At 69.2% G+C, this 26,498-nt stretch carries 30 protein-coding genes; 14 read left to right on the forward strand and 16 right to left on the reverse strand.

Annotation, left to right across the window (positions count from 1 at the left end):
- Positions 1–10 precede the first annotated feature (10 nt).
- The 4 genes from ABL308_00605 to ABL308_00620 are packed head-to-tail and all read left to right on the forward strand — an operon-like array spanning position 11 to position 3,947.
- Entirely contained in the window at positions 11–745 is a 735-nt protein-coding gene (locus ABL308_00605; GenBank protein ID XBQ16393.1) for a lysophospholipid acyltransferase family protein, read from the forward strand.
- Positions 742–2,022, forward strand: coding sequence for a glycosyltransferase N-terminal domain-containing protein (locus tag ABL308_00610; protein XBQ16394.1), 1,281 nt, complete (start codon positions 742–744; stop codon positions 2,020–2,022). The genes ABL308_00605 and ABL308_00610 overlap by 4 nt, the downstream gene beginning before the upstream one ends.
- On the forward strand, positions 2,019–3,029 hold the full coding sequence (gene lpxK, locus ABL308_00615; GenBank protein ID XBQ16395.1) for a tetraacyldisaccharide 4'-kinase: 1,011 nt from the start codon (positions 2,019–2,021) through the stop codon (positions 3,027–3,029). The genes ABL308_00610 and lpxK overlap by 4 nt, the downstream gene beginning before the upstream one ends.
- A 9-nt stretch (positions 3,030–3,038) precedes the next feature.
- Complete coding sequence (locus ABL308_00620; protein XBQ16396.1) at positions 3,039–3,947, forward strand: lysophospholipid acyltransferase family protein; 909 nt, start codon at positions 3,039–3,041, stop codon at positions 3,945–3,947.
- Here the strand turns inward: ABL308_00620 and ABL308_00625 are convergent.
- Together ABL308_00625 and ABL308_00630 are read right to left on the reverse strand one after the other, a co-directional pair.
- Positions 3,926–4,804: a M23 family metallopeptidase gene (locus tag ABL308_00625; protein ID XBQ16397.1), complete on the reverse strand. Its 879-nt coding sequence runs from the start codon at positions 4,802–4,804 to the stop codon at positions 3,926–3,928. The two genes, ABL308_00620 and ABL308_00625, sit on opposite strands and share 22 nt — an antisense overlap.
- Positions 4,804–5,049, reverse strand: coding sequence for a DUF2093 domain-containing protein (locus ABL308_00630; protein ID XBQ16398.1), 246 nt, complete (start codon positions 5,047–5,049; stop codon positions 4,804–4,806). Before ABL308_00630 ends, ABL308_00625 begins: the two co-directional genes overlap by 1 nt.
- Positions 5,050–5,192: 143 nt before the next feature.
- On the opposite strand from ABL308_00630, the gene mutL reads away from it, so the two are divergent.
- Entirely contained in the window at positions 5,193–7,073 is a 1,881-nt protein-coding gene (gene mutL, locus ABL308_00635) for a DNA mismatch repair endonuclease MutL (GenBank protein ID XBQ16399.1), read from the forward strand.
- 90 nt (positions 7,074–7,163) lie between these two features.
- Complete coding sequence (locus ABL308_00640; GenBank protein XBQ16400.1) at positions 7,164–8,198, forward strand: nitrate- and nitrite sensing domain-containing protein; 1,035 nt, start codon at positions 7,164–7,166, stop codon at positions 8,196–8,198.
- On the opposite strand, the gene rsmD is transcribed toward ABL308_00640, so the two are convergent.
- Positions 8,199–8,762, reverse strand: a complete 564-nt coding sequence (gene rsmD, locus ABL308_00645; GenBank protein ID XBQ16401.1) for a 16S rRNA (guanine(966)-N(2))-methyltransferase RsmD — start codon at positions 8,760–8,762, stop codon at positions 8,199–8,201.
- Positions 8,737–9,756: a pseudouridine synthase gene (locus ABL308_00650; protein ID XBQ16402.1), complete on the reverse strand. Its 1,020-nt coding sequence runs from the start codon at positions 9,754–9,756 to the stop codon at positions 8,737–8,739. The genes rsmD and ABL308_00650 overlap by 26 nt, the downstream gene beginning before the upstream one ends.
- 39 nt (positions 9,757–9,795) lie before the next feature.
- Between ABL308_00650 and tadA the strand changes: the two genes are divergently transcribed.
- Entirely contained in the window at positions 9,796–10,260 is a 465-nt protein-coding gene (tadA, locus tag ABL308_00655) for a tRNA adenosine(34) deaminase TadA (protein XBQ16403.1), read from the forward strand.
- Here tadA and ABL308_00660 read toward each other — a convergent pair.
- Positions 10,257–10,415 carry a hypothetical protein gene (locus ABL308_00660; GenBank protein XBQ16404.1) on the reverse strand — a complete coding sequence of 53 codons (159 nt, stop codon included), beginning with the start codon at positions 10,413–10,415 and terminating at the stop codon, positions 10,257–10,259. The genes tadA and ABL308_00660 overlap by 4 nt on opposite strands.
- 149 nt (positions 10,416–10,564) lie before the next feature.
- Here ABL308_00660 and ABL308_00665 point away from each other — a divergent pair, with 149 nt between their 5' ends.
- From ABL308_00665 to ABL308_00680, 4 genes are all read left to right on the forward strand, one after another.
- Positions 10,565–11,005: a DUF2267 domain-containing protein gene (locus ABL308_00665; protein XBQ16405.1), complete on the forward strand. Its 441-nt coding sequence runs from the start codon at positions 10,565–10,567 to the stop codon at positions 11,003–11,005.
- A gap of 66 nt (positions 11,006–11,071) precedes the next feature.
- Entirely contained in the window at positions 11,072–12,907 is a 1,836-nt protein-coding gene (locus ABL308_00670) for an aminopeptidase P family protein (GenBank protein XBQ16406.1), read from the forward strand.
- Complete coding sequence (locus tag ABL308_00675; protein XBQ16407.1) at positions 12,904–13,488, forward strand: hypothetical protein; 585 nt, start codon at positions 12,904–12,906, stop codon at positions 13,486–13,488. The genes ABL308_00670 and ABL308_00675 overlap by 4 nt, the downstream gene beginning before the upstream one ends.
- Positions 13,485–14,006 (forward strand): hypothetical protein, encoded by a 522-nt coding sequence (locus ABL308_00680; protein ID XBQ16408.1) that lies wholly within the window; start codon positions 13,485–13,487, stop codon positions 14,004–14,006. The genes ABL308_00675 and ABL308_00680 overlap by 4 nt, the downstream gene beginning before the upstream one ends.
- Here the strand turns inward: ABL308_00680 and ABL308_00685 are convergent.
- Both ABL308_00685 and ABL308_00690 read right to left on the reverse strand, forming a co-directional pair.
- On the reverse strand, positions 14,003–15,826 hold the full coding sequence (locus tag ABL308_00685) for an ABC transporter ATP-binding protein/permease (GenBank protein XBQ16409.1): 1,824 nt from the start codon (positions 15,824–15,826) through the stop codon (positions 14,003–14,005). The genes ABL308_00680 and ABL308_00685 overlap by 4 nt on opposite strands.
- Positions 15,827–15,870: 44 nt before the next feature.
- Positions 15,871–16,851: a LysM peptidoglycan-binding domain-containing protein gene (locus ABL308_00690; GenBank protein ID XBQ16410.1), complete on the reverse strand. Its 981-nt coding sequence runs from the start codon at positions 16,849–16,851 to the stop codon at positions 15,871–15,873.
- Between the two features lie 145 nt (positions 16,852–16,996).
- Here ABL308_00690 and ABL308_00695 point away from each other — a divergent pair, with 145 nt between their 5' ends.
- The gene (locus ABL308_00695; protein ID XBQ16411.1) at positions 16,997–17,530 is read left to right on the forward strand and encodes a TIGR00730 family Rossman fold protein; all 534 of its coding nucleotides are present in this window, start codon (positions 16,997–16,999) and stop codon (positions 17,528–17,530) included.
- 1 nt (position 17,531) lies between these two features.
- On the opposite strand, the gene ABL308_00700 is transcribed toward ABL308_00695, so the two are convergent.
- The 7 genes from ABL308_00700 to ABL308_00730 all read right to left on the reverse strand — a co-directional run bounded on the left by ABL308_00700 (position 17,532) and on the right by ABL308_00730 (position 21,865).
- On the reverse strand, positions 17,532–17,972 hold the full coding sequence (locus tag ABL308_00700) for a hypothetical protein (protein XBQ16412.1): 441 nt from the start codon (positions 17,970–17,972) through the stop codon (positions 17,532–17,534).
- A 65-nt stretch (positions 17,973–18,037) separates the two neighbouring features.
- Positions 18,038–18,550, reverse strand: coding sequence for a curlin-associated protein (locus ABL308_00705; protein XBQ16413.1), 513 nt, complete (start codon positions 18,548–18,550; stop codon positions 18,038–18,040).
- Positions 18,551–18,710: 160 nt separating this feature from the next.
- Positions 18,711–18,905 carry a helix-turn-helix transcriptional regulator gene (locus ABL308_00710; protein ID XBQ16414.1) on the reverse strand — a complete coding sequence of 65 codons (195 nt, stop codon included), beginning with the start codon at positions 18,903–18,905 and terminating at the stop codon, positions 18,711–18,713.
- Positions 18,902–19,288, reverse strand: a complete 387-nt coding sequence (locus ABL308_00715) for a hypothetical protein (GenBank protein ID XBQ16415.1) — start codon at positions 19,286–19,288, stop codon at positions 18,902–18,904. The genes ABL308_00710 and ABL308_00715 overlap by 4 nt, the downstream gene beginning before the upstream one ends.
- Complete coding sequence (locus tag ABL308_00720; protein ID XBQ16416.1) at positions 19,285–20,220, reverse strand: alpha/beta hydrolase; 936 nt, start codon at positions 20,218–20,220, stop codon at positions 19,285–19,287. Before ABL308_00720 ends, ABL308_00715 begins: the two co-directional genes overlap by 4 nt.
- 111 nt (positions 20,221–20,331) lie before the next feature.
- A complete protein-coding gene (gene queF, locus ABL308_00725; GenBank protein ID XBQ16417.1) occupies positions 20,332–20,796 on the reverse strand; it encodes a preQ(1) synthase in 465 nt (154 codons plus the stop codon).
- Between the two features lie 58 nt (positions 20,797–20,854).
- Positions 20,855–21,865, reverse strand: coding sequence for a PAS domain-containing protein (locus ABL308_00730; protein ID XBQ16418.1), 1,011 nt, complete (start codon positions 21,863–21,865; stop codon positions 20,855–20,857).
- A gap of 116 nt (positions 21,866–21,981) precedes the next feature.
- Between ABL308_00730 and ABL308_00735 the strand changes: the two genes are divergently transcribed.
- Positions 21,982–23,673 carry a cation:proton antiporter gene (locus ABL308_00735; protein XBQ16419.1) on the forward strand — a complete coding sequence of 564 codons (1,692 nt, stop codon included), beginning with the start codon at positions 21,982–21,984 and terminating at the stop codon, positions 23,671–23,673.
- Here the strand turns inward: ABL308_00735 and ABL308_00740 are convergent.
- The gene (locus ABL308_00740; protein XBQ16420.1) at positions 23,631–24,128 is read right to left on the reverse strand and encodes an Lrp/AsnC family transcriptional regulator; all 498 of its coding nucleotides are present in this window, start codon (positions 24,126–24,128) and stop codon (positions 23,631–23,633) included. The two genes, ABL308_00735 and ABL308_00740, sit on opposite strands and share 43 nt — an antisense overlap.
- A gap of 200 nt (positions 24,129–24,328) precedes the next feature.
- On the opposite strand from ABL308_00740, the gene ald reads away from it, so the two are divergent.
- Positions 24,329–25,447, forward strand: a complete 1,119-nt coding sequence (gene ald, locus ABL308_00745) for an alanine dehydrogenase (GenBank protein XBQ16421.1) — start codon at positions 24,329–24,331, stop codon at positions 25,445–25,447.
- A gap of 80 nt (positions 25,448–25,527) precedes the next feature.
- Here ald and ABL308_00750 read toward each other — a convergent pair whose 3' ends face one another.
- Entirely contained in the window at positions 25,528–26,490 is a 963-nt protein-coding gene (locus ABL308_00750; GenBank protein XBQ16422.1) for a nitronate monooxygenase family protein, read from the reverse strand.
- Positions 26,491–26,498: the final 8 nt, after the last annotated feature.

Raw genomic sequence — 26,498 nt, forward strand, 5'->3', positions numbered from 1 at the left:
ACAAAGCCGCATGCTCAAAGCGCTTCTCAATTCCGCCCCGGTGCAGACCGTGATCGCCGCGCTCGTCGCCGCTCATATGAGCTTGTGCAAGGCGACCACGCGCTGGACGCGCGAGGGGCTCGAGCACGCCGAACCGGTCTGGCGTTCGGGCCGCGGCGTGGTGGGCTGCGTCTGGCACGGACGGATCCTGATGACCATCGCGGTCTGGCCGGAGCACGCCCAGCCGGCATCCATCCTCATCTCCCGCTCCCGCGAGGGCGACATCGTCAGCCGGGTGGCGCAGTTTCAGAAGGTCGGCGTGGTGCGCGGCTCCTCGCGCAACGCGAAAAAGGCCAAGGAAAAGGGCGGGCTCTCCGCTTTTCGTGAAATGGCGCGCCGGCTCGAAGCGGGCGGCTGCATGGCGATGACGCCGGACGGGCCGCGCGGCCCGCGCATGCGCGCCGGCGCAGGATCGGTGAGGCTCGCCAGGGCGGCAGGCGTCCCGATCCTGCCTGTCGGGTGGTCGATGAGCCGGGCGAAGGTGTTCGGTTCCTGGGACCGGTTCATGCTGCCCCTGCCGTTCGGAAAAGGCGCCATCGTCTACGGCGCGCCGATCGAGATCGCCGCAGACGCCGGCCCCGAGGCCGTCGAGGCGGCGCGCGCGCTCCTCGAAGAACGGCTGAACGACGCCACCTCGCGCGCAGACAGGCTGTGCCGCGGCGAAGCGATCGAGCCCGCCCCGCTCGCGCCGGAGCGCACGGCGTGAGCGCGCCGGGGCTGACGCTTTACCGGGCCGTGACCGCTCTGCTCGGCCCGCTCGCCCGCTTCGCGATCCGGCGCCGGGCGCGGCTGGGCAAGGAAGACCCCGACCGGCTCGGCGAACGCTTCGGCGCGCCTGGCGCAGCGCGTCCCGAAGGCCGGCTCGTCTGGCTTCACGCCGCAAGCGTGGGTGAAAGCCAGGTCGCGCTCGGCCTCGCCGCGGCGATGGGCGAGCGCCGGCCCGATCTGTCCTTCCTCATCACATCCGGCACGCGGACGTCCGCCGCCCTGATCGCCCGCCGCGCGCCCGCGCGGACGATCCATCAGTTCCCGCCTGTCGACACGCCGGGCTGGACGTCGGACTTCATCGCCGACTGGAAGCCCAATCTCGGCGTCTTCGTGGAGAGCGAGCTCTGGCCGAACCTCATCGAGGCGGCGGCGCGCGCCGGCGTGCCGCTGGCGCTGGTGAACGCGCGGATGAACGAAGGCTCGCTTGAAAGCTGGTCGCGCTTTCCCCGCACGGCCCGGACGCTGCTGTCGCGGTTTTCCCATATCGGCCCGGCCGACCAGCGCACCGCCGAGGGTCTCGCCGCGCTTACGGGCCGCCCGATCGCGCCGACCGGCAATCTCAAGCTTGAAGCCGGGCTCGCCGATCCCGACCCCGAAGCGCTCGCAGAAGCCCGCGCCGCCGTCGCCGGCCGGCCGGTGTTCGTCGCCGCAAGCACGCATTCGGGCGAGGAGGCGATCCTGGCCGAGGCGCACAGGCTGATCGTGAAAGACCGCCCCGACGCGCTGATGATCCTGGCGCCCCGCCATCCCGAGCGCGCAGGCGAAGCCGCGGCCGCGCTGAACAATGCCGGCCTCGCCCACGCCGTGCGCTCCGACGGCGCCTTGCCGGCGCCGGAAACGCCCGTCTGGCTCGCCGACACGCTGGGTGAAATGGCGCTGTGGTTCGCTCTGAGCCCGGTGTCGGTGATCTGCGGCACGCTGATCGACGGCATTGGCGGGCATAACCCGATCGAGGCGACGCGCGCCGGTTCTGCGGTGATAACAGGACCTTACGCGGCGAGCTTCGCCGACGTCATGGCCGCTTACGACCGGCACGGCGCGCGGCGGGTCGCCGCTGACGCCGCAGGGATCGCCCGCGCCGTATTGGACGCCTGGGCTGGCGAAGGCCCGACTGCCGAGGCCGGAGAGCGCGCCCTGTCAGACCTGAGCGGCGGCGCGATGGCGGCCACGATTGAAGCGCTCGAAGCGCTGCTCGACCGGAGGGCGCCGCGATGAGACCGCCCGCTTTCTGGGACGCGGACGCGCCGCGCTCCTCCTCCCGCCTCGCCCGCGCGCTTCTGAGCCCTGTCGGCGCGCTCTACGCCTTCGCCACGGCGAGGCGGATCGCGACGACGACGCCTGCGCCAGCGCCCGTTCCGGTGATCTGCGTGGGCAATCTCACCGTGGGCGGGACGGGCAAGACCCCGGTGACGATCGCGGTGATCGAGGCGGCGCGCGGGCTGGGTCTCAGCCCGGCCGGGCTGAGCCGGGGCTGGGGCGGCGCGCTGAAAGGTCCGGTGCGGGTCGATCCCAAGCTGCACACCGCCCGCGAGGCCGGGGACGAGCCGCTGCTGATCGCGCGGGCCGCGCCGGCCTATGTCGATCCCGATCGTGTCGAGGGCGCCCGTCTGGCGGCGTCTGAAGGCGCGGACATCGTGGTCATGGATGACGGCCACCAGAACCCCAAGCTTTCAAAGACCCGCTCCATCGTCGTGGTCGACGCGATGACCGGCTGGGGGCCGGGCGGAATCTTTCCCGCGGGTCCGTTGCGCGAGCCGGTCGAGGCCGGTCTGGCCCGCGCCGACGCGGTCGTGGTGATGACCCCTGAGCAAGGCTACGAACCCGATTACGCCGGTCTGGGACTGGACCGGCTCGAAAAACCCGTGCTGCGCGCCTGGCTGGAGCCCGAAGCGCCGCCGCCTTCAGGGCCGCTGCTCGCCTTCGCCGGAATCGGCCGGCCGCAGAAATTCTACGACGCGCTGACCCGCGCGGGCGGCGAGCTCGTCGAGACCGCAAGCTTTCCCGACCATCACCGCTTCACCCGCGCCGAGCTCGACCAGCTCGCAGACCTGGCCGCGGCGCACGGGGCGAGCCTTGTCACCACCGAGAAGGACTGGGTGCGTCTGCCCGGCGAGGTGCAGGGCTCGGTCGCCGCCTGGCCGGTGCGCGCCCGCTTCGCAGAGCCCGCCCGGCTGGACGCGCTGATACAGGACGCAGTGGACGCCTTCGCCGGTCGCCGCTAGTCAGGACCGATGACGTCCTTCGCCCAGCGCATCGCCTTTTCCGCCGAGACCGCCGGCTGGAACGCCTATCAGGGGCTGTTCCGGTCGATGAGCCTCGAGCGCGCGTCCGATTTCGGCGCGGCGCTGATGCGCCGGATCGGCCCGCTGGCCTCGGTCCAGCACGTCGCGCGCACCAACATGAAGATCGCCTTCCCCGAAGCGAGCGAACGCGAACTCGACCGCCTGCTCGACGCGATGTGGGACAATTTCGGCCGGCTTCTGGGCGAGTTCCCCAACACCCACCGCTTCGATTTTTCCGAGGGCTCCGACCAGCTCGAGGTCGAGGGGATCGACATCCTTCGCGAATTCGACCGGGCTGGTCAGCCTGCGGTGCTGGTGGGCGGTCATTTCGCAAACTGGGAGCTGATGCCGGCGGTCATCGTGCGGCATATGAAGGACTGCCGGATCACCTACCGGCACGCCAACAACCCTCAGATCGACCGCGCCATCATCGCCCAGCGCCAGGCCTACGGGGTGAACGTCTTCGCGCCCAAGGGCGAGACCGGCGCCAAGGAGATCATGAAGGCGCTGAAACAGGGCGCCTCGGTCGCCCTGATGAACGATCAGAAGATGAATGACGGGATCGCCGCGCCCTTCTTCGGCCGCGAGGCGATGACCGCGTCTGGCCCGGCCCGCATGGCGCTGAGATACAACTGTCCGCTGGTGCCGATGAGCATCGTCCGGAAGGACGGCTGCCGGTTCAAGATCACCGTCTTCGAACCTTTCGAAAAGCCCGAGGGCAAGGACGCCGCGGCGATCCTTGAGCTGGTCACGAAGGTGAACCGCTTCATCGAGGACCAGATCCGCCGCGCGCCCTCGCAATGGTTCTGGGTGCACCGGCGGTTTGAGAAGAGCCTCTACCGCAAGGACGCGGGCTGAACCTCGACCACGGCGGCGGGGTCGATATACCGGCCGCGCCATTTGATCCGCCAGTCCAGATGCGCGCCGGTTGACCGGCCGCCCGCGCCGACCGCGCCGATGCGCTGGCCCTGCTCGACCACGTCGCCGACCTCGACGTCGACTTCGGACAGGTGCAGGAAGGCGCTGGTGAAGCCCTGGCCGTGATCGATGAAGATCAGCCCGCCCTCGAAATACATGTCCGGATCGGCCAGCGTGACCACGCCCGGCGCGGGCGCGGTGATCGCCGTGCCGCCGGGCGCGGCGATGTCGATGCCGTAATGGGGCCGGCGTGGCTCGCCGTTATAGTAGCGCTGCGAGCCGTACACCCCGGTCAGACGCCCGCCCTCGATGGGCATGACGAAGCCTTCAGCAAAACCCGGACGCTCCCACAGCGAGGTGTAGGCGGACGCCTTGATGCGGCCTTCCCGGCGGATGCGCTCGAGCGTTTCGGGCGGCGGGGAGACGTATTGCTGGGGCACGCCCTCGATGCGCTGGATGTCGTACTCGCGCTGCTCGACCTCGACCGTGCGCTCATAGACCGCGCCTTCGTGAGCGACGCGCAGCGTGGTCTCGGCCGGGGCGTCGCGGTCATGGCCGATCACCACCCAGCCGTCTTCGCTGGCCGTCGCGGTGACGTCGCCGATCGTGACCTCCGCGCCCGGCGCGGTCCGGCAGATCAACGCCGCGCCCTGTCGGTGTTCGCCGGCGCAGGCGATCGGCTCGACCTCGGCCACCGCCTCGATCAGCGCGCCAACCGGATCGGCCTCGCCGGGGGTTTCAGGCGCCGCGGCGTCCTGAAGGCCGGCGGCCAGCAAGGTTAGCAGCAGGGCGAACATCAGCGCGCTCCGGGCGCAGGCGCGCCGGCGGGACCGCCGTTCAATTCCAGCCAGCGCTTGGTCGCCGCATAGGCGTCGACATAGGCTTCCTGGTGCTCCGCGCTCCAGTATTTCAGCTGCGGAATGGAGATCTTCTCCCCGGTCACCGCACAGGTCACGTACGAGCCCGGTTTCAGGATCAGATAGTCCGCATCCCCGTATTCGAGATGGGCTTCCCCGGTGAAGTCGCGATCAAAGGCGTTCATGGCGTCTCCCGTCATGGGCCGAACCCTAGCATCCCGACGCTCAACGCTGAAGCGGGCGCGCGCGTTGCGGGTGCGATTGGATGGGCGGTGCACCACAGCCCCGCCCGCTTGACCGACTCAGCCCGCCTCGCGAGGCTGGCCCGATGCCCCGCATTCGCCGCCTTTCGCCGGAGACGATCAATCACATCGCCGCAGGCGAGGTGGTCGAGCGGCCTGCGAGCGCGGTCAAGGAGCTGGTCGAGAACGCCCTGGACGCCGGCGCGCACCGGATCGACGTCACCATCGAGGGCGGCGGGCTGGTGCGCATCGTGGTCGAGGACGACGGCTGCGGCATGGGCGCGGAGGATCTCGAGACCGCGGTCGAGCGGCACGCCACCTCCAAGCTTCCCGTCGGCGCGGACGGCCGGGACGATCTTCTGAACATCGGCTCGATGGGGTTTCGTGGCGAGGCCCTGCCCTCGATCGGCTCTGTCGCGCGATTGACGCTGACCAGCCAGACCGAGGAGCTGGGCGAGTGCTTCGAGCTTTCGGTCACCGGCGGCGCGAAGGACGGTCCCCGCCCCGCCCCGCCGCTGGGCCGGCGCGGCACGCGGGTGGAGGTGTGCGATCTTTTCTACGCCACGCCCGCCCGGCTGAAATTTCTCAAGTCCGAGCGCGCGGAGACGACGGCGGTGGCCGACGTCCTCAAGCGCCTCGCCCTGTCGCGCGCCGATGTCGGGTTCTTCCTTTCGAGCGAGGGCCGGTCGCGGCTGAGCTGCCCGGCGGAGACCGAGGACGATCCGGCCGAAGCCCGGCGCGCCCGGCTGTCGAGCGTGCTCGGCGCGGATTTCGGCGAGAACGCGCTTCTGATCGATCAGGAGCGCGAAGGGATCAGGCTCACCGGCTTCGCCTCGCTGCCGACCTATAACCGGGGTTCGAACCAGCATCAGTTCCTGTTCGTCAACGGCCGGCCGGTGAAGGACAAGCTGCTGGTGGGCGCGGTGCGCGGCGCCTATCAGGACTTCCTCGCCCGCGACCGTCACCCGGTCGTCGCGCTCTATGTCGATCTGCCGACAGACCAGGTCGATGTGAACGTCCATCCCGCCAAGGCCGAGGTGCGCTTCCGCGACGCCGGGCTGGTGCGCGGGCTGATCGTGGGCGCGCTGCGCCATGCGCTGGCCGGCGCCGGACACCGCGCCTCGACCACCGTGGCGGGCTATGCGCTGGGCCGGGTTCAGCCCGGCTCTAGCCCGTCCGCGCCGCCGCTGGCGCGCGCCGGCGGCTGGGCCTCGCGTCCTTCGCCGAGCTGGGAGCGCGCGCTGGCCGATCACGCCGCATCCGGCGGCGGAGCCTACGCCGCCGAGCCCGATTACGGCTTCGCACCGGAAATGAGCGCGCGGGTCGAGCCCGGCGCAGCGAACACCGAAACCGGCCTGGACACCGAATCCGGCGAACCCGCCCCGCGCTATCCGCTGGGTGTGGCGCGCGCGCAGGTGCACGCCACCTATGTGATCGCCCAAACCGAGGACGGGCTGGTGATCGTCGACCAGCACGCCGCCCATGAGCGGCTGGTCTACGAGCGGATGAAAAGCCAGCTCAAACAGACCGGCGTTGCGCGGCAGGCGCTTCTTGTTCCAGAAATCGTCGACCTTGACGAAGCCGAGGCCCGCCGCGTGCTCGACCGCGCCGAAGAACTCGCCGAGCTGGGGCTGGTCATCGAGCCTTTCGGCGGCGGGGCGGTCTGCGTGCGCGAGACCCCGGCGCTCCTCAAACGCCTCGATGTACAGGGCCTCATCCGCGACCTCGCCGACGAGCTGACCGAGTATGACGAGGCTCTGTCCCTGAAGGAAAAGCTCGAAGAGGTGGTCGGCACGATGGCCTGTCACGGCTCGGTACGCTCGGGCCGCAGGCTCACGGGCGACGAGATGAACGCGCTTCTGCGCGAGATGGAAGCCACGCCGCATTCAGGCCAGTGCAATCACGGCCGGCCCACGTATGTCGAGCTCAAGCTCGCCGATATCGAGCGGCTCTTCGGCCGGCGGTGAGCGGGAAACTGCTTACGGTTAACCACAAATCGATATTTACTGCCTCACAGTTCGGTTGGCTCTGTATAGACTTTCCCTTTGAGGCGAAACATGTCCGACGACAGGTTGCCCTGGCTGGGTCTCGTCCTGCTCGCGCCGATGGTGGCGCTCGTCATCGTCGGCGCCAGCGCGCTGACCACGCTGGCGCGCACGACCGAGCGGGTGAACACGGCGGCGGCGGTCTCCGCCTTCGCCGCCGACGCGGCCGTCGTGCTCGAAGATCTGCAGATCGAACGCACCAACGCGGCCACCTTCCGGATGAACCCCGAAATGGTGTCCCGTCAGGTTCTGCTCGAGCGGCGGCGCGACACCGACCGGACGATCGAGACCATGTTCGCCCGCTCCACCGAGACGTCCCCCGTCCTGGGCGATGCCGCGCTGGACCGGTTACGCGCCTCGCTCTCCGGCCTGGAACGGGCCAGAGCGCTGGGTGAGGACACCGGGGTCGCACTGGATCCCGCTGTCGACGCCTATACCGACGTGATCTCGAGCTTTCTCGACGGGCTCGCCGACGAGTTCGCACGCTCGGACATCGCCGACCCCGCCTTCTCCACCGCTTTCGTGATGATCGCCCGGCTGCAGGAACGGGTGGCGATCGAGACCTCGATCGGTCTGCTCGCCTTCGCAGACGGCGCGCTCATGGTGGAAAGCCATCCGGTGCTCATCGAAGCCATCGCCCCGCAGGCCGCCCTGACCGACGGCTTCAAGAAGCTGGCGGGCCCCGGCTGGGGTGAGGCGCTCTCGGCGACCCTGGCCGGCGCCGACCCCGATCGGCTGGCCGCGGCGCGGGCCGCGCTGATCGAGGCGGGCTATACGGACGCGCTCGACGTTTCCCACCGCACCTTCTGGCGGGAAGAGCGCCTGCCGGTCTATTTCGATCTCGGCGTGCTCCGGAGCCGGTTCGCCCAGGAGGGCGTAGCCGGGATCATCGAGGAGGCCCGGGCCGACCGCGCTGCCGCGGTCCGCATCGCAGGCCTTAAGATCCTGCTTCTGCTCCTGGCCTCCGGCGCTGCGGTTTTCGGCGTGCTGCGGCTCGCCGACGATCCGTTGCGCGCGAGACGCCCGAAAGCCACGCCGGCAGGCTGATCAGCCGAAACGAAAGAACCGCACCGCCGTCTCGCCCGCGTCCAGCGCGTCGAGTTCGGTGAAGGCTTCGGGCGGGGCGACCTCAGCGCGCGCGCTTTCTTCCAGCACGGCGATCGCGCCGGGCTTCAGCCAGCCGCCCGCGGCGAGCTTCTCCAGCGCCCGCTCGCCCAGCCCCTTGCCGTAGGGCGGGTCAGCGAAGGCGAGATCGAACGGCGCGCCGACCTTTTCCGGCTTCCTGCCCAGATCGGTCGCGTCGCGCCGGTGAAGCTTGGTGCAGCCGTAAAGCTGAAGCGTCTCGACATTGGTGCGGATCGCCCCGCGCGCGGCGGCCTCGGTCTCCACAAACAGGCAGAACGCCGCGCCCCGGCTGATCGCTTCGAGCCCGAGCGCGCCCGACCCGGCGAACAGATCGATCACCCGCGCGCCTTCCAGCTCCGGCGCCCAGGGCGCGTGCGCGAGCTTGTTGAACACGCTTTCGCGCACCCGGTCGGTCGTCGGCCGGGTGGAGAGCCCTTTGGGCGCGGCGATCGGCCGGCCCCTATGTGCGCCGGCGACGATGCGCATGGTCTTTCTTCGAAGTCAGCTCGCCGCGCTCGGCCTTGGACTTCTCCGCGCGCTTGCGCGCCTTGTGGCCGGGCTCGGCCTTCGGAGACGCTTTGGCCCAAGCGGACTTGTTCTGCGGTTTGGGCTTGAGGCCCGGCCGGGCGGGCTTGGGCCTGGCTTTCGCCGTGCCGGTCTTTTCAGGCTTCGGCGCGTCGCCGGCGCGGACCGGATAGCCGTCGGGATCGAGCGGGTAGAGCTTGCCCAGCTGATCGCGCAGAACCGAGCGCTTGACCTCCTCGGCCTCGCCGCGCTTGAGCGAGCCCAGCTGGAACGGCCCGTAGGCCACCCGCATCAGCCGGTTCACGGTCAGCCCGACGCTGGCGAGCACCTTTCTGACCTCGCGGTTCTTGCCTTCCTTGAGGCTGACGGTCAGCCAGACGTTCGAGCCGGTGCGCCGGTCCACCACCGCCTCTACGGGTCCGTAGGCGATCCCCTCGACCACTGCGCCGTCGGCGAGCCTGGCGAGCGCCGCGTCGTCCGCTTTACCAAACGCGCGTACCCGGTAGCGGCGCGTCCAGCCGGTGCGCGGCAGCTCCAGCACGCGGGCGAGCTCGCCGTCATTGGTCAGAAGGAGCAGGCCTTCGGAATTGAGATCGAGCCGGCCCACGCTGATCACCCGGCCCAGCTCGGCCGGCAGGCGGTCGAACACGGTCTCTCGGCCCTGAGGATCGTGATGGGTGGTCAGAAGCCCGTTGGGCTTGTGATAGCGCCAGACCTTCGTGGGCGGGCGCGGACCGACCGGCTGGCCGTCCACGGCGAGTTCGTCGCCGGGCCGCACCTTCACCGCCGGGCTTTTCAGGGTCACCCCGTTCACGCTCACCCGGCCCGCCTCGATCAGCCGTTCGGCCTCGCGGCGCGAGGCGACGCCGGCGTGCGCGAGCGCCTTGGCGATGCGCTCTCCGCCGCTTTCCTCGCCGGCGTCAGGGCCGTCGTCTTCGGGATCTGTGTCGGTCAAGGCTTTACCGGGCGCTCCGGGCGGGATTACCAAGCGGTCATGGACGACCGCGATCACCGCTTTATGGGGCTGGCCCTCGCCAAAGCGCAAGCCGCCGCGGCTGCGGGCGAAACGCCCGTGGGCGCGGTGATCGTCGATCCGGCCACCGATCAGGTGATCGCCGAGGGCGGCAACGCGCCCATCGCAGGCCATGATCCGACCGCCCACGCCGAGATCGCCGCCATCCGCGCCGCCGCCCGGGCGCTGGGCAATTACAGGCTCACCGGGCTCGAGCTTTTCGTCACGCTGGAGCCGTGTGCGATGTGCGCGGGCGCGATCAGCCATGCGCGGATCGGCCGGCTGGTCTACGGCGCGTCCGATCCCAAGGGCGGCGCGGTCGAGCACGGCCCGCGCTTTTTCACCCAGCCCACCTGCCACTGGCGGACCGAGACGCTGGGCGGGGTCAGGGCCGAGGAAAGCGCGGACCTGCTCCGCGGCTTCTTCCGGGCGCGGCGGAAGTCCTAGAGCTTGCGCGCGCGGCCGGCGAGACCGGCGCGATCCAGAAAGGCTGCGAGATCGGTGTTGCGCGGACGCGCGCGCACGCCGGCGGCTTCGCCGCGCTGCAGGGTTTTCAGGCCCGAGCAAGCAGTCAGGCGCAGATGGTCGTCGTGGTGGAACATGGCTTCAGGCTCGTCGTTTTGGTCGGGACAGGACCGCGATATGCGCCCGGCGGAGCGCAGCGCAAACACACGCTTTCGCAAGCCTGATCTGCGCAGCGCGCATGCAGCGGCGCACCGGTCCGCAAATCCGGCGACACACGGAGGTCCAGATGGCCGACACCAAAGTCAATTCGCTCGACGACGCCGTGCACAAGACGAACGTCATCCTCAAGGAGATCGAGGAGGAGGCCGGCCTGCCCGACCGCGAGGCGGCCTATCGCGCGCTCAAGGGCGTGCTGATCACGGTGCGCGACCGCATCCCGACCGAGCCGGCGACACAGCTCGGCGCCCAGCTGCCGATCCTGGTGCGCGGGTTCTATTACGAGCAGTTCGCGCCCGCCCGGCAGCCCGACACCGTGCGGTCGAAGACCGAGTTCCTGACCCGGCTCGCCGAGCGCTTCGATCCTGACGACGCACTGTTGAACGATCCCGAGGCGACGACGAGGGCCGTGCTCGCGGTCGTCGGCCGGCACATCGATCCCGGCGAGGCGGAGAAGGCCCGCCACATGCTCAACGACGATCTGAAGACGCTCTGGCCTCTGGCGGCGTGAGGCGGTCTGCGCGCCTGTCGCACAAGGGCGATTGAAACCGGGCGCGCAGGGGCGTAGCGTCCGGCCATGACCCAGCAAATCCAGACTTTCCACGTCAAGGGCGGCCCCGAGTTCGGCCGCGAGAACCTGCCCAAGCTGCGCCAGGCGCTGAAAAGCGCGGGCCTGGACGGCTTCGTGATCCCTCACGAGGACGAGTACAACAACGAATACCTGCCCGCGAACGCCGAGCGTCTGACCTGGGCGACCGGGTTCACCGGCTCGGCCGGCGCGGCGATCGTGATGGCCGACCGCGCCGCGGTGTTCGTCGACGGGCGCTACACCGAGCAGGTCAAAAACCAGGTCGACAACGATCTTTACGCCTACGCCGATCTGGGCGGGGACGGGATCGCGGGCTGGATCCGCCGCAACGCCAGGCGCGGCGAGACCATCGGCTATGACCCCAAACTGCACTCGCCCGACGCCCTGGCGCGGCTTTCCGAAGCGGCCGAGCGCGCCGGCGCGCAGCTGGTCGCGGTCGATGAAAACCCGATCGACGCGGCCTGGGAGGACCGTCCCGCCGCGCCGGCTGCGAAAGTGCATCCCCATCCGATCGCGTTCGCGGGCGAAGAGCACGCCGACAAGCGCCGCCGCGTCGCCGGCGACATCGCCGACTCCGGCGCGGACGCCGCGGTGATCACCGACCCGGCCTCGATCGCCTGGCTGTTCAATCTGCGGGGCGGCGACGTCGCCTGCACCCCGCTGCCGCTGAGCGCCGCGATCCTCGAAAAGGACGGCCGCGCCACCCTCTTCATCAACGAGCAAAAGCTCACCGACGCGGCCCGCGCCCATCTGGGCAACGAGGTCGGCGTGCGCGCGGAGACCGAGTTCGGCGACGGGCTGAAGGCGCTGTCGGGCAAGACCGTCCGGGTCGATCCAGCCGTCAGCTCGGTCTGGGTGTTTCAGCAGCTTGAAGACGGCGGCGCCAGCGTGAAGCGCGGGCCCGACCCGGTCGCCCTGCCCAAGGCCTGCAAGAATTCCGTCGAGATCAAAGGCGCGAAGGCGGCCCATGTCCGCGACGGCGCGGCCATCGTGAAGTTCCTGCACTGGATCGACACCATCGCCCAGTCCGGCGAGGTCGACGAGATCGAGGCGGCGATCAAGCTCGAGGAATGCCGCCGGTCTTCATCCGATCTCAAGGACATCAGCTTCGAGACGATCAGCGCGGCGGGCCCGAACGGCGCCTTCCCGCACTACCGGGTGAACACCGCTTCGACCCGCAAGCTCGAACAGGGCTCGCTGTACCTTGTGGACTCCGGCGGGCAGTATCCCGACGGCACCACCGACATCACCCGCACCGTGCCGATCGGCCAGCCCAGCGAGGCCCAGCGCCGCCATTTCACGCTGGTGCTGAAGGGCCATATCGCGCTCACCGTGATCCGCTTCCCCGAAGGCACGACCGGCGCGGCGCTCGACGCGCTGGCGCGCGCGCCGCTGTGGATGGCGGGCCATGACTATGATCACGGCACCGGGCACGGGGTGGGCAGCTATCTGGGCGTCCATGAAGGCCCGCAGCGCATCTCCAAGGCGCCGAACACGGTCGCGCTGAAGCCTGGCATGATCGTCTCCAACGAGCCGGGGTATTACCGGGTCGGCCATTACGGCATCCGGATCGAGAACTTGCAGTTCGTCACCCAGCCCGCCGAGATCCAGGGCGGCGACCGCAAGATGCTCGGCTTCGAGACGCTGACCATGGCGCCGATCCATCGTGGGCTAGTGGACCTGACGCTGCTCACCTCCGAGGAGATCGCCTGGCTGGACGCCTATCACGCCGAGGTGCGCGAAAAAGTCCTGCCGCTGGTCGACGGCGATACGGCGGACTGGCTGATCAAGGCCTGCGAACCGTTTTACGGGAACACGCCGTGAAGCCGCTGGCGGCGGCCTTCCGCGCGAGCCTGATCGTTCTGGCGGGTCTCGCCGCCGCGGCGTGTTTCGCCTCGGTCGAGCCGCTGGAGCCGGGCCGCGAGACGGCCTCGCCGATCCCGAGCGGGCTCTATGCGCGCTGGGACGAGGCTGAAGACTCCCAGGGGCCCGAGCCCGCAGAGCCCGACTGGACCGGCCGGATCGAGCGGGTCGACGGGCAGATCTTCGCCGAGACCGATCCGGACTTTCCCTATGCCGATGCGCGTTACTTCCGCCTCGCAAGGGACATCTGGGCGGTGCGCCACCCGCCCGGCGCGGAAGGCTTCGCCGACGACGCCTACATGTACACGCTGATAAGGCGGGACGGCCGGGCGCGCTTCCTCACTGAAATCCCGATCTGCGACATGATCGAACCGGAAGTGCGCGCCGAAATCGGCCTCGCGCTCGACGAAGAGGACGTCTGCCGCGCGGAAACCGACGAACAGCTGCGTGCAGGCCTGCTGGCCTATATCGAAGCGTCGGATGCACGCCGCGAAGAAGAAGGCCGCCTTGCAGGCTTCTCGCTCCTGCAGCGGACACGATGAGAACCGCGCTCGCCGTCGTTTGCGCGCTTTTCCTCGCCGGGTGCTTCACCAGCGAAGACGAGCTGATCGGCTTCTGGGGCGCGAACACTCCGCTTCAGGACGGGGTCTGGGCGCACTGGCCCACCCATCCGGACGGGACGGAGTGGGATATCGAGACCTGGCGCGGACCGATCGAGAACACCCGTCGCCGCTATGAAAGCGGAGAGGAAAACTTCCCCCACCAGAACGCCCGCTTCCGCGCGCTTCACGAGAACCTCTACCTCGTCCAGCTGCCGCGCGAGGACGGGGTCGGCTACGGCGTCGCCTGGACCTATGAGGGCGGCGCGGTGGTCAGCTACCACCAGCCCGCCTGCTCCGATCTCGGCGAGGCGAAACTCGCCGAGCACGGCGTCCGTCTCGATCCCGAGGGCTTCTGCCGCGTCACCGATCTCGACCAGCTCGAAGCGGTGATGCGCGCCTATCTCGACGCGCTCGGCGCGGACATCGTCGTGGACGGGGTCTATCGACGGGTGGGCTAGGCGGCTTCGGCCTGCTTTCGCCACATCGCGGCATAGCGGCCGTCTGCGGACAGAAGCTCCGAATGCGGGCCGATTTCGGTCAGCCTGCCGTCTTCCATCACCAGGATCAGATCGGCCCGCGCGATGGTCGACAGGCGGTGCGCGACCGCAATGGTCGTGCGCCCGCGCGCAGCTTCGGCGAGCGCGGCCTGCACCTCGGCTTCGGTCTGGCTGTCGAGCGCGCTGGTGGCTTCATCAAGGATCAGGATCGGCGGGTCCTTCAGGATCGCCCGGGCCACGCCCACGCGCTGCTTCTCGCCGCCGGAAAGTTTCAGCCCGCGCTCGCCGACCTTGGTGTCGAGCCCTTTGGGCAATTGCTCGACGAAGTCTTTCAGGCGCGCGCGCTCGACCGCGTCCCACAACGCGTCCTCGTCGGCGTCGGGACGGCCGTAGAGAATGTTCTCGCGCAGCGATGAATTGAACAGCACGACCTCCTGCGGGACGAGGCCGAGCTTCTCGCGCAGGCTTTCCTGGGTGATCTTCGAGACGTCCTGACCGTCGATCAGAACCCGGCCCTCGTCAGGATCGTAGAAGCGGAAAAGAAGCCGCAGCAGGGTGGATTTGCCCGCCCCCGACGGCCCGGCGAGGCCGACATAGGCGCCGGCGGGAATCTCGAAGCTCACATGATCGACGCTGCGCGAGCGCCCGTCATGGGCGTAGCTGACGTCCTCGAACCGCACCGAGCCGCCAGTGACGCGAAGCGGTTCGGCGTCCGGCGCGTCGGCGACCTCGGGCTTCAGCCGCAGCGTCTGGAACAGGCGTTCGAGATCGACGCTGGCCTGTTTGATCTCCCGATACGCCCATCCCAGAATGTTCAGCGGCTGGTAGACCTGCATGAGCATGAGCGTCAGCGCCGCGATGTCGCCGGCCTGAAGCTCGCCGGCGAACGCCTTCCAGGCGCCCAGAAGCGCGACGGCCAGAAGCCCGCCGTTCATCACCGCCGCCTGCGCGGCGTTGAGCGCAGCGAGGCTCTGCTGGGATTTCGACGCAGCCTCGGCGTAGCGCGACTTCGCCGAGTTGAACCGGCCCGTCTCGCGCTTTTCAGCGGCGAAGGCCTTCACGGTCTCGAAATTGGAAAGCGCGTCGACGGCGCGGGCGTTCACCTCGGTGTCCGCCTCGTTCATCTGACGGCGCAGCTTCACCCGCCACTCGGTCATCGACCAGGTCAGCGCCGCATAGCCCAGCACCGCAGCGACGATGATGACCGAGAACTCCCAGCCGTAGAGCACGGCCGCGACGACCGCGGCCAGAAGCAGCTCGGCCAGCGCGGGCAGGATGTTGAAGACCAGAAAGCGCAGCAGGAAATCGACCGCGTTCGCGCCGCGGTCGATGATGCGGTTCACCGCGCCGGTGCGCTTGGTCTGGTGATAGCCCAGGCTCAGCGACTGCACGTGGGCGAAGCCCTGCACGGCGGTCAGCCGCTGGGCGTCGTTGCTGACCGGCGCGAAGATCGCGTCCCTCAGCTGGGGCGCGCCGGTCGAGGCGAAGCGCAGGAGCCCGTAAGCCAGGAACAGCCCCGCCGCGGCGGCGAAAGCGCCGGTCATCGCGCCGTCGTCTCCGATCCCGCCCGTGATCGCGTTCACGCCCTCGCCGAACGCCACTGGAGCGGCGACGGAAAAGCCCTTGGCCACCAGCGTGATGACGAAGGCGATCGCCATGCGCGGCCGCCAGCGGCGCATGTCGTCGGAGGCGAGGATGTCGACGAGCCGGGAGACGGCTTCGGACAGCCGGCCTTCCGGTGCGGGTCCTTCCAGGACGTCCTTGTAGGCCGGGTCTTTCATGGGCGCTTACTTAGGCCGCAGCGCGACCGCGCGCCAGTCCGCGCTCAGCCCTCTTCGCCGGGCGCGTTGAAGACCTGACCGGGATAGATGAGGTTCGGATCGCGGATCTGATCGCGATTGGCCTGGTAGATCACCGTGTACTGGAAGCCGTCGCCGTAGAGCCGGCGCGCGATCCGCCACAGCGAATTGCCCGGCTGGACGACCACGCGGCCCGCCTGGCGGGCGGCGATCGCCTCCTCGGCGCTGGCGCGCTCGAACGGCAGCGCGATGACCGCGAGCACGCGGCCTTCCTCGTCGAGCATGTCGACCTGCAGATCGTAGACGCCCGGCTCGAACTGCGCGCCGGCCTCCAGCGACCAGCGGCCCTCGGCGTCCACGCGCGTCATGCCGACCATCTCGCCGTCGGCCAGCACCCGCACGCGCGTGCCCGGCGTGGCCCGGCCCGAGAAGATCACCGTGCCGCTTTCATCATAGTCCACGGTTTCCAGCGAGAGCGGCCCGGTGGACACCCCGTCGAACGGGCTTTGCAGCACGCGGCTCGCCTCGCCCGGACGGCCGAGCACGACCAGCGGTGTCGCATCGCGGCTTTCGGGCACGGCGACGACGACGATCTGTTCAGACCGGATCTCCTGACCGCCCGGCGTGGTCATCAGAAGCGACAGCTCGACCGACCCGGCAGGCAGCGGCTGGTCGATGATCATCACCCACTCGCCGCTGTCCTCGACCTCGACCGAGGCGATCTCGCGGTCCCCGGCCATCAGCGCGACCCGGGCGCCCGGCGCGCCGCGTCCGGCGACGACGGCGGTGCCGCGCGGATCGACGCGCACGATGTCGAAGCTGGGCGGCGACAGCGCGCTGCGCTCCTCGCTTTCAGGCGCCGTTGCCTGCACGGCGGCTCCGCCGGTTCCCGGCGCTGCGGGCTCGGCCGGCTCGGGGCCGGATCGGGTGACGATGAAGGCGGCCGCAGCGGCGACGGCGGCGACGAGAAGCACGGCGGCGATGAAGAAGGACCGCGTTGCGGCCATGAAACTCTCCCGGACGGCGACCCTTCGATGGGGCGGGGCGCGAAGCAAGTCTCACGCCAGTCTGTCAGCGCGGCCTATGCTGGCCGCTTCGGCGGCGCTATTCAACGCCGCGTAAACAGTATCTTCAGCACGCGATGGGGCGAAAATGCGGAGCATCTGCGTCTTCTGCGGGACCCGGACAGGCGGCGATCCCCGCTATGAAGCCCTGGCCGAGGCCGCAGGCCGGGCGATCGCCCGGCGCGGCGACCGGCTTGTGTATGGCGGCGCCGAGCGCGGTCTGATGGGCGTGTGCGCGAGAGCCGCGCTCGACGAAGGCGGCAAGGTGTTCGGCGTGATCCCCGAGTTCCTGATCCCCGTCGAGGGCCGCCAGGAAGGCGCGGAGATCCGCATCACCGCCACCATGGCCGCGCGCAAGGCGATGATGGTCGAGGAGGCGGACGGCTTTCTCATTCTGCCCGGCGGCGCAGGCACGCTCGAAGAGATCTTCGACATGGTCATGCTGGGCCAGCTGGGCCGGCACAGAAAGCCGGCCGCCTTTCTGGACGATGCGTTCTGGGCGCCGCTCGAGGCGCTGCTGCGCCACGTGGTCGAGACCGGGTTCGCCGATCCGAAGATCCTCAAAGGCCTCAGCTTCCACGCCGGCGTCGAGGACGCGCTTCACGCCCTCGACGCGGCGTAGATCAGCGCCGGCGCGCAGCGCCCTGATCGGGCGCGACGAACAGCGAATCGGTACACACGACCCGCCCGTCCAAATCGCGCAGTTCGAGCGCGGCGCGGATCGGGCCGTCGCCGCGCGCCCCGCCGGGGCCGCGAGCGCCGGGATGATCGCCGAGGGGCGCGTCATGGCGCACGACGATGCGGCTTAGCGGGTCGAGCTGTACGGTGTCGCCGTAAAGCGGCCCGCTCTGTTCGGCCCGCATGCCCGGCGCGCGCACCGACAGGAACCACTCCGCCGCGTTCACAGACGCCGCCGACGCCAGAACCGTGTCGCGGTGAAAGCTTAGCTGGCACAGGCCCGGGGCTTCCGGTTCGAACGTGGGCGGCGCCGAGGGCGGATCGGCGAGCGCGACCGCGCCCAGAGCGCCGGCCCCCGTCAGCAAGGCGAGAATGAAGGTTTTCATGACGGTCTCCTCTCGAAGGGACCTCGCCCGGCCCCCCGCGCGAAATGCGAGGGGCCGGAGGCGGATCAGTGCTGACCCTGGATGACCAGCGTCACGTTGCCCGAGCCGGTCTGGCGCACGTTCGCGCTCTGGCCCCGGCCCGCCTGGATGACGCCGACCATGTTGTTGCGGCCGACCTGATCGGTGGTGGCGCGGTGACCGGTCCCGAACTGGGCGATGCCGGCCTGGTTGCGCGTACCGTACTGGTAGCTGTAGGCCCCGTTATAGGCACCGTCCTGACCGATCACGACCGAGTTCGAGCGGCCGTACTGGTCCAGCGCGGCGGCGTTGCCGCGGCCGTACTGGGCGACGGTGGCGCCGTTCCTCAGACCGTCCTGATAGGTCGAGACGTACTGACGCGAGCCGCGCTGTTCGACGTAGAGCCGGTTGCGATGGCCGAGCTGACGCCCGCCGATCTCGTTGGAATAGCCCGACTGATTGATGTCGACGCGGTTGCGCGGCTGGGCCTCGGCGGCGGCGGCCGTGCCGACGACCGTTGCGAGGCTGAGGCCTGCGGCCAGAAGCGTGCGGAATTTCATCTTCGGTGTCTCCTCGGTTTCGATCAGGCGCATGCCGCCTGACGCAAGGAGGAGACTGGCGGGCCCGCGCTGAACGGAAGCGGAGCGCGGCGTTCAGCTTTCCGAGGGGTAGATGAGCGCGGCGTTCATGCACCCGGCGGATAGATGAACGCCGCGCCCGTCAGGCCTTGGGATCGAAGACGTCCTCTATCTTCAGCTCGAACGCCTCGGCGATCTTGAAGGCGAGCGAGAGGGAGGGGTCGTGCTTTTCGGTCTCGACCGCGTTGATCGCCTGGCGGGAGACGCCGACGCGTTCGCCGAGAGCCGCCTGGCTCCAGCGCCGCTCGGCGCGCAGGACGTGGATGCGGTTTTTCATCGATACCGCCTCGCCACGAAGGGCGTGGCGATCCCCCACACCGCCGCGAGCGCAGGCAGCACCCACAGGATCGGGATCCGCGGCGCATCCATCCAGAGCTCCACGAAGCCCCAGCCGAAGCTGGCGAACGCCACCACGCCGGCCGCGATCAGGATCGCCTCGGACTGAATGCGGGCCTGCACCTCGTCCATGCTGCGGTGATAGACGAGGAATTCCCGCATCCCGAAAAGCGCAGGCACGACCGGCGCGAGGGCGAGAACCAGGCGCGCCGGGTCCGGCAGGTCCATGGCGTCGTCCAGCAGCGGCGCACCGACCACCATGACGCCGTAGGCGATCATGGCGAGCGAGAAAGTCAGAGCGTATCGTTTGCCGGCAGGTGTCATTTCTGAACGCGCTCCACGACAGCTTGAAGGATACCGATCACGGCTTCGGGCTGGTCGAGCATCACGAAATGCCGCGAGTCGGGCACGGCGTGCATGTCGAACCGGTCCAGCCGCTCGTACTGGGCGGCGTAGCGCTCGGCGATCGGACCGCCGGGCTGGCCGGGATAGATGAGCGTCACCGGGGCGCGCACGCCGTCGAGCACAGGGCGCAGATCGCCGCCGAAAATCTCCGAGCTGGCCACTGCCAGCGCACGCTGGTCGGAGCCTTCGATCCAGCCCATCACCCGCTCCTGGTCTTCCGCGGAGGTGACCTGCATGGGCAGGCCCTGCTCCATCATCGCCATGAGCGCGTCGCGCTCCATCGCCATGAACTGCTCGACCATGGCCGGGCGGCGGGCCGTCACCTGCTCGGGATCGGCGCCGGGCTGCATCAGCGCGGCGGTGAAGGGCGCGGAGTCGATCAGCACGACATGGGCGACCCGGTCCGGGGCGGCGGCTGCGGTCTGCAGCGCGATCTGACCGCCCAGGCTGTGGCCGACCAGAACGACGCCGGTCATGTCGCGCGCGGCCAGCGCGTCTGCGAGATCCTGGGCGGCCGGACCAATGAAGGCGTCCAGGCCGGCCACCGGGGCCGTGCCGGCGAAGCCGGCGAGATCGACATAGCTCGACCGGCCGTCCAGCGAGGCGCCGATCTCTGCGAACGCCTCTCCGGGCGAAGCCAGGCCGGGCACGAAGACGATGTCGGGTCCCGAACCTTCGGTCGTCAGATGAACGCGCTCCTGCGCCTCGGCCCCGACAGTCGCGAGGACGATAAGGCAGACCGCGGCGAACGCGGCGGCGAAAAAGCCGGACAGGCTCACCGGCGCGAGCGGGGCGACCGGCGCGACCGAGGCCGCGGCGCCGGCGGACGAAGCTTCCTGTGATCGGGTCATGACGTCTCCTTTCAGGTATTACTGACCTTTAGTCAGGCATACCTGACATAGACACGCGTGTCAATAAGACCTGACTTTTCGTCAGGATCACCGGTCATCATGTCAGGAGAGTCAGCCCCGTCCGCGATAGGGCGCGACGCCCTGATCGGGGATCCAGAGGCCTTTCGGCACTTCGCCCCACTGGCCGAACACGTCGATCGGAATACCGCCGCGCGGATACCAGTATCCGCCGATCCGCAGCCATTTGGGCGACAGCTCGTCGACCAGGCGCTGGCCGATCTGCATTGTGCAGGCCTCGTGGAAGGCGCCGTGATTGCGGAAGCTCTGCAGGTAGAGCTTCAGCGACTTGCTCTCCACGATCCAGCGCGCCGGCGCGTAGTCGATCACGATGTGCGCGAAATCGGGCTGTCCGGTCACCGGGCACAGCGAGGTGAACTCCGGGCAGGTGAAGCGGATGAGATAGTCGCCGTCAGCGGACGGGTTCTCCACCCGCTCCAGCACGGCGGTGTCGGGATCGGCCGGCGCGTCGGTCTTCGCGCCGAGCTGTTCGAGCTTGGAATAGCGATCTTCGGTCATGGCCGCGATGTAGCGCGGGCCGCGTCCCGCGCCAAGCGCGGCGCGCCTAACCTCGCCCTCAGCCCGGCAGGCTGAGTTCGACCTTCACGCCGCTCTCGGCGCTCCGGACGTCGAGTTCGCCTTTCAGACGCCGGACGAGATCGAGCACGATCTGGCCGCCCAGGCTCTCGCTGTCCGGCCAGTCCGCGCCGTCAAGGCCGCCGCCATTGTCCTCGACGATCAGCTTCAGCGCGTCATCGCTGCGTTTCAGCGACACCTTCACCGCCGCGTCGCCTTCGGCGCGATCGTCGAAGGCGTGCTTGAGGGCATTCGTCAGGATCTCCGAGACCAGCAGCCCCACCCGCGCAGCGTCCTCGACCGCCATCGTGACGGTCTCGGCCTGGACGTCGACCTTCACCGCCACGGTTTGCGACAGCGCCTGCATCGCCTCGCTCACGCGCTCGACATAGGCGCCGAGATCGACCTCGCTCTCGCCGCCGTCGGAGTCCAGATCCATCTTCGAGTAAAGAAGGCTGATCGCCTCCACCCGCTTGGCCAGCATCTGGGAGGCCTCGCGCCGGTCCATGTCGCTGGCCTGGGCGCGGATCATCGCCACGATCAGGGCGAGATGGTTCTTCACCCGGTGCTGCAGCTCCTTGAGCCGTTCGTCGAGCTCGGCGGCGCGGCGGGCGTAGCTCTTCGCCGCGCCGATTTCGTGCTGAAGCCCCAGAAAGTAGAGCGCGTCGCCTGATTGCGCGCGCACCGGCGTGACCAGAAGCCGGTTATGAAACTCCTCGCCGTTCTTGCGGTAATTGAGGATGTCGATCGCGATCTCTTCGCGCTTGTCGATCGCCTCGCGCAATTGCTCGCGATCGAGCGGATCGGTGTTCGGCCCCTGAAGGAAACGGCAATTGCGGCCGAGCGCGTCTTCCGGCGCGTACCCGGTGGTCGTCTCGAACGCGTCGTTCACATAGACGATCGGGTTGTCGTCCAGCGCCGGGTCGGTGATCACCACCGCGACGGGAAGCTTGTGCAGGCTGTCCTGACTGAAGCCTTCCGGCAGACCGGAAATACGCGGGGCTTCGCTCATGAACACCTCGAAAAAATCGCCTGTTTCGATACCCGAATATGAAATAGTGGAAATATGCCCAGTCGCAAGCCGGGCGGACGGCTTGCGAAGTTCGAACCAAAGGAGGGACATCCCGAATGACCGAAGCCCTCGCCGTCCTGCCTGCGGTGACGCTCCTCGGCGTCGGACTTATCTGTATTCTTGCTGCGCGCTCAGTGAACACCTCGCCCATCGTGATGTTTATCGCAGCGGGCCTGGTCATCGGTCCGAACGCGCTGGGCCTGGCGCCTCTGAACGACACGACCGCCCTGCTCGCCCAGCTCGGCGTGGTGTTCCTGCTGTTCGAGATCGGGCTGGGCTTTTCCATGCGCACGATCCGGGACTCGGGCCGCGACCTCGTCGTGCTCGGCCCGCTGCAGATGACCGTTTGCGGCGCCGGTTTCGCCGCGGGCGCATACGCGCTGGGCCTCGACCTGCCGCTGGCGATCCTGGTCGGGCTGGGCGCGGGCATCTCCGCCACCGCGGTGGTCACCGCCACCCTCGCCGAGCGCGGGCTCGCCACGTGTCCGCTGGGCCGGTCGGGCACGGCGCTTCTGGTCTTTCAGGACGTGGCGGGCATTTTCCTGCTCGTCTACGCGGTTTCGCTGGGCGGCGAAGGCGGGCTGCTGGCAGGGCTCGGGCTCGCCGCCGCCAAGGCTGCGCTCGCCGCGGGCGCGGCGCTCCTGATCGGCCGCTACGCCGCCCGGCCCGCGCTTCAGACGCTCGCGCGCACCGGCAGCCCGGAGATCTTCACCGCAGCCGCGCTCTTCCTCGTGCTCGCCACCGCTGCAGCCACCGGCGCGCTCGGCCTGTCGCTGACGCTGGGCGCGTTCCTGGCCGGCGTGATCGTGGCGCAGACGCCCTTCCGCACGGTGGTGAAGTCCGAAGCCCGGCCCTTCGGGGCACTGCTTCTGGGGTTCTTCTTCATCACCGTGGGGATGAGCCTCGACCCGCAGCTTCTGATCGATCAGGCGCTCCTGATCGCCGCAGCGCTCGCCGCCCTGATGATCGGCAAGACCGTGCTGGGCTTCATCGCCGCGCTTCTGGCGGGGTGGAGCCGGCCCGGCGCGACCCAGCTCGCCTTCCTGACCGCGCAGGGCTCTGAGTTCGGGCTGGTGCTGCTGGCGCTTCCAAACGTTTCCGCCGCGCTGGGCGCTGAGACAGCAGGCGCGCTCGTCGCCGCCAGCGCCGCCAGCCTTGCGCTCACCCCGCTCTGGACGGGACTGGGGCTGAAACTCGCCCGCAGGCTCGCGGCGCGAAACCGCCCTGCGCCGTCCGCGCCTTCAGGCGACGACCGGCCGATCCTGGTGTTCGCGATGACGCCGTCAGGCCGGATGGCGGTGGACGGGCTGGCGAAGTTCGGCGTGCCCTACGTGGCGATCGACTCAGACGCGGACCGCTTCATGGCCGCGAGCAGCGACGGCTACGACGTCAGCTTCGGCGATCCCAGCGACGTGCGCCTGATGGACGCGGTCGGCGCCACCAGGGCCCGCGCGCTGGCGCTGGCGAAATCGCGCTACGAGATCAGCCGCGAGGTCACCGACTATGTGCGTGAGACCTATCCCGATCTCGCGCGCTTCGTGCTGGTCGACACCCAGGCGGAAGCCGACAGGCACCGCGCGCTCGGCATGACCGCCGTCCTCAACCGCTCCCGCCCCGAGGGGCTCGACTTCGCCGCCGCGCTTCTGCGCTATGCCGGCGTGGAGGAAGCGAAGATCGCCGACTGGATGCGCGACGTGCACGACGCCTATTCCGCAACGCCCCTGCCCCGCAGCCCGGAGCCGGCCTGAACCGGGATCGCCGTGCGGGTGAACACGGTCCGCATCGCGATGTTGGAGACGAGGCGCGCCACGCCGGGCAGCCCGCTCAGCCGTTCGCGGTGCACGCGCTCGTAATCGCGCGCGTCGCGCACCTGAAGGCGGAGAAGATAATCTTCCGCCCCGGTGGTCAGCCGGCACTCCATCACCTCCTCGATCTCGGCGACGGCGGTCTCGAACGCCTCCAGCGTCTCGCGGCGCTGGTTCTGCAAGGTGACGAGTACGAACACGGTCAGGCCCCGGCCCACCCGGTCGGCGTCCAGAAGCGCGACATAGCCCGCGATGACACCGGCCGCCTCCAGCGCCTTCACCCGCCTGTGGCAGGCCGAAGCCGACAGCCCCACCGCCTCGGCCAGCTCGGCGTTCGAGATTCGCGCGTCCGCCTGCAGGGTTTCGAGCAGGCGGGCGTCGATGGCGTCGAACGTCATGAGGGCGATCCTTCGAATACGGCGGCGTGACGAGGCGCGGCGCCTGGGTCATGGCGCACCATTCTTCGATTTATTCGCGGCTTTGCGCAACAGGATTGCGCGTCGCAAAAGTGCCTTGCCGCAGACCCGGCGCGCCAAGTAATTTCTGCGCAATTTCAGACCAGAGGCGGCCTCGCCGCCCGGCCATCGGGGAGAGCTCCATGCGCGTCGGCGTACCCACCGAGATCAAGAACCACGAATACCGTGTCGGCCTCACCCCGAACGGCGCGCGCGAGCTCGTCGCGCACGGCCATTCGGTCGTGGTGCAGCAGGGCGCCGGCCTGGGCGCAGGCTTCACCGACGAGGAATACGTCGCCGCCGGCGCAGAGATCCTGCCCGACGCGAAGGCCGTGTTCGAGGCCGGCGAGCTGATCGTGAAGGTCAAGGAGCCCCAGCCCAGCGAAACCGCCATGCTGCGCCCCGACCAGACGCTGTTCACCTTCCTGCACCTCGCGCCCGATCCCGAGCAGGCCGCGGGCCTGCGCAAGTCAGGCTGCATCGCGATCGCCTACGAGACCGTGACCGACCGCACCGGCCGCCTGCCCCTGCTGCGCCCGATGTCGGAAGTCGCCGGCCGTCTGAGCGTGCAGGTCGGCGCGACCGCGCTTCACAAGGCCGCCGGCGGCCGCGGCGTGCTGCTGGGCGGCGTGCCGGGCGTGACGCCGGGCAAGGTGGTGATCCTGGGCGCCGGGGTGTCGGGCAGCCACGCCGCTGAGATGGCGCTGGGCCTGCGCGCGGACGTGACGATCCTTGACCGCTCCCTGCCCAAGCTCGCCGAGATCGACCAGTTCTTCCGCGGCGCGGTGAAGACCCGCTACTCCACCGAAGGCGCGATCGCCGAGGAGATCGCCGAGGCCGATCTGGTGATCGGCGCGGTGCTGATCCCCGGCGCGGCCGCGCCCAAGCTCGTCACCCGCGAGATGCTGGGCACGATGAAGGAAGGCGCGGTGCTGGTGGACATCGCCATCGACCAGGGCGGCTGCTTCGAAACCTCCAAAGCCACCACCCACCAGGACCCGACCTTCGTGGTCGACGGCATCGTGCATTATTGCGTGGCGAACATGCCCGGCGCTGTGGCGCGCACCTCGACCCTGGCGCTGACCAACGCCACCCTGCCCTTCACCCTGGCCCTGGCCGACAAGGGCGTGCAGCGCGCGCTCAACGACGACGTCCATCTCGCCCGCGGCCTCAACGTCGCGAACGGCGAGATCACCTACCAGGAAGTCGCCGACGATCTGGGACTTCCTTACGTGAAGCCCGACTGGCTCACGGTGATGTAGGGGGCGGCGCAGCCTCGGCGTCGTGAAAAAGCCCCGGCTGATCGGTCGGGGCTTTTTTTCGTTCGCGCTATGGGCCAAGCTTAACCCATCACCCGCTTCTTCGCCGCCTCGTATTCTGCGGCGAGCTGGCTGACATACGCGCCTGCGCCCTGGACCTTGGTGATCGAGCCGATGCCCTGGCCGCAGCCCCAGATGTCTTTCCAGGCCTTGGCGTCGGAATTGCCGCCCGAGCCGAAATTCATCGCGCTGGGATCTGATTCAGGCAGGTTGTCGGGATCGAGCCCGGCGCTGGCGATGCTTTCGCGCAGATAGTTGCCGTGCACCCCGGTGAAGAGGTTGGTGTAGACGATGTCTTCGGCCCGGCCCTTCACCACGCCCTGCTTGTAGGCCTCGGTGGCGCGCGCCTCGTCGGTGGCGATGAAGGCCGAGCCGATATAGGCGTAGTCCGCGCCCATGGCCTGGGCCGCCAGCACGCCGCCGCCGGTCGAGATCGAGCCTGAAAGCGCGATCGGCCCGTCGAAGAACTCCCGGATCTCCGCGATCAGCGCGAAGGGCGACAGCTCCCCGGCGTGACCGCCCGCGCCCGCGCACACCGGGATCAGGCCGTCCGCGCCCTTTTCAAGCGCCTTGCGGGCGAACTTGATGTTGATGACGTCGTGCAGGGTCTTGCCGCCCCAGGCATGGACGGCCTGGTTGAGCTCCTCGCGCGCGCCCAGCGAGGTGATCACCAGCGGCACCTTGTATTTCTCGCAGGTGGCGAGGTCGGCCTCCAGCCGGTCGTTGGACCGGTGCACGATCTGGTTCACCGCGAACGGCGCGGCGGGTTTGTCGGGATTGGCCTTGTTGTAGCTGTCGAGCTCGGAGGTGATCTCGTCGAGCCATTCGTCGAGCTGGCTCTGCGGCCGGGCGTTCAGCGCCGGGAAGCTTCCCACCACGCCGGCCTTGCACTGGGCGATGACCAGCTTGGGGTTGGAGATGATGAAAAGCGGCGCGCCGATCACCGGCACGCTCAGCCGACCCTTGAGAATGTCCAGACCCGCCAAGAGCCCCT

The organism is Oceanicaulis sp., assembly GCA_040112665.1.
Lineage (GTDB): Bacteria > Pseudomonadota > Alphaproteobacteria > Caulobacterales > Maricaulaceae > Oceanicaulis.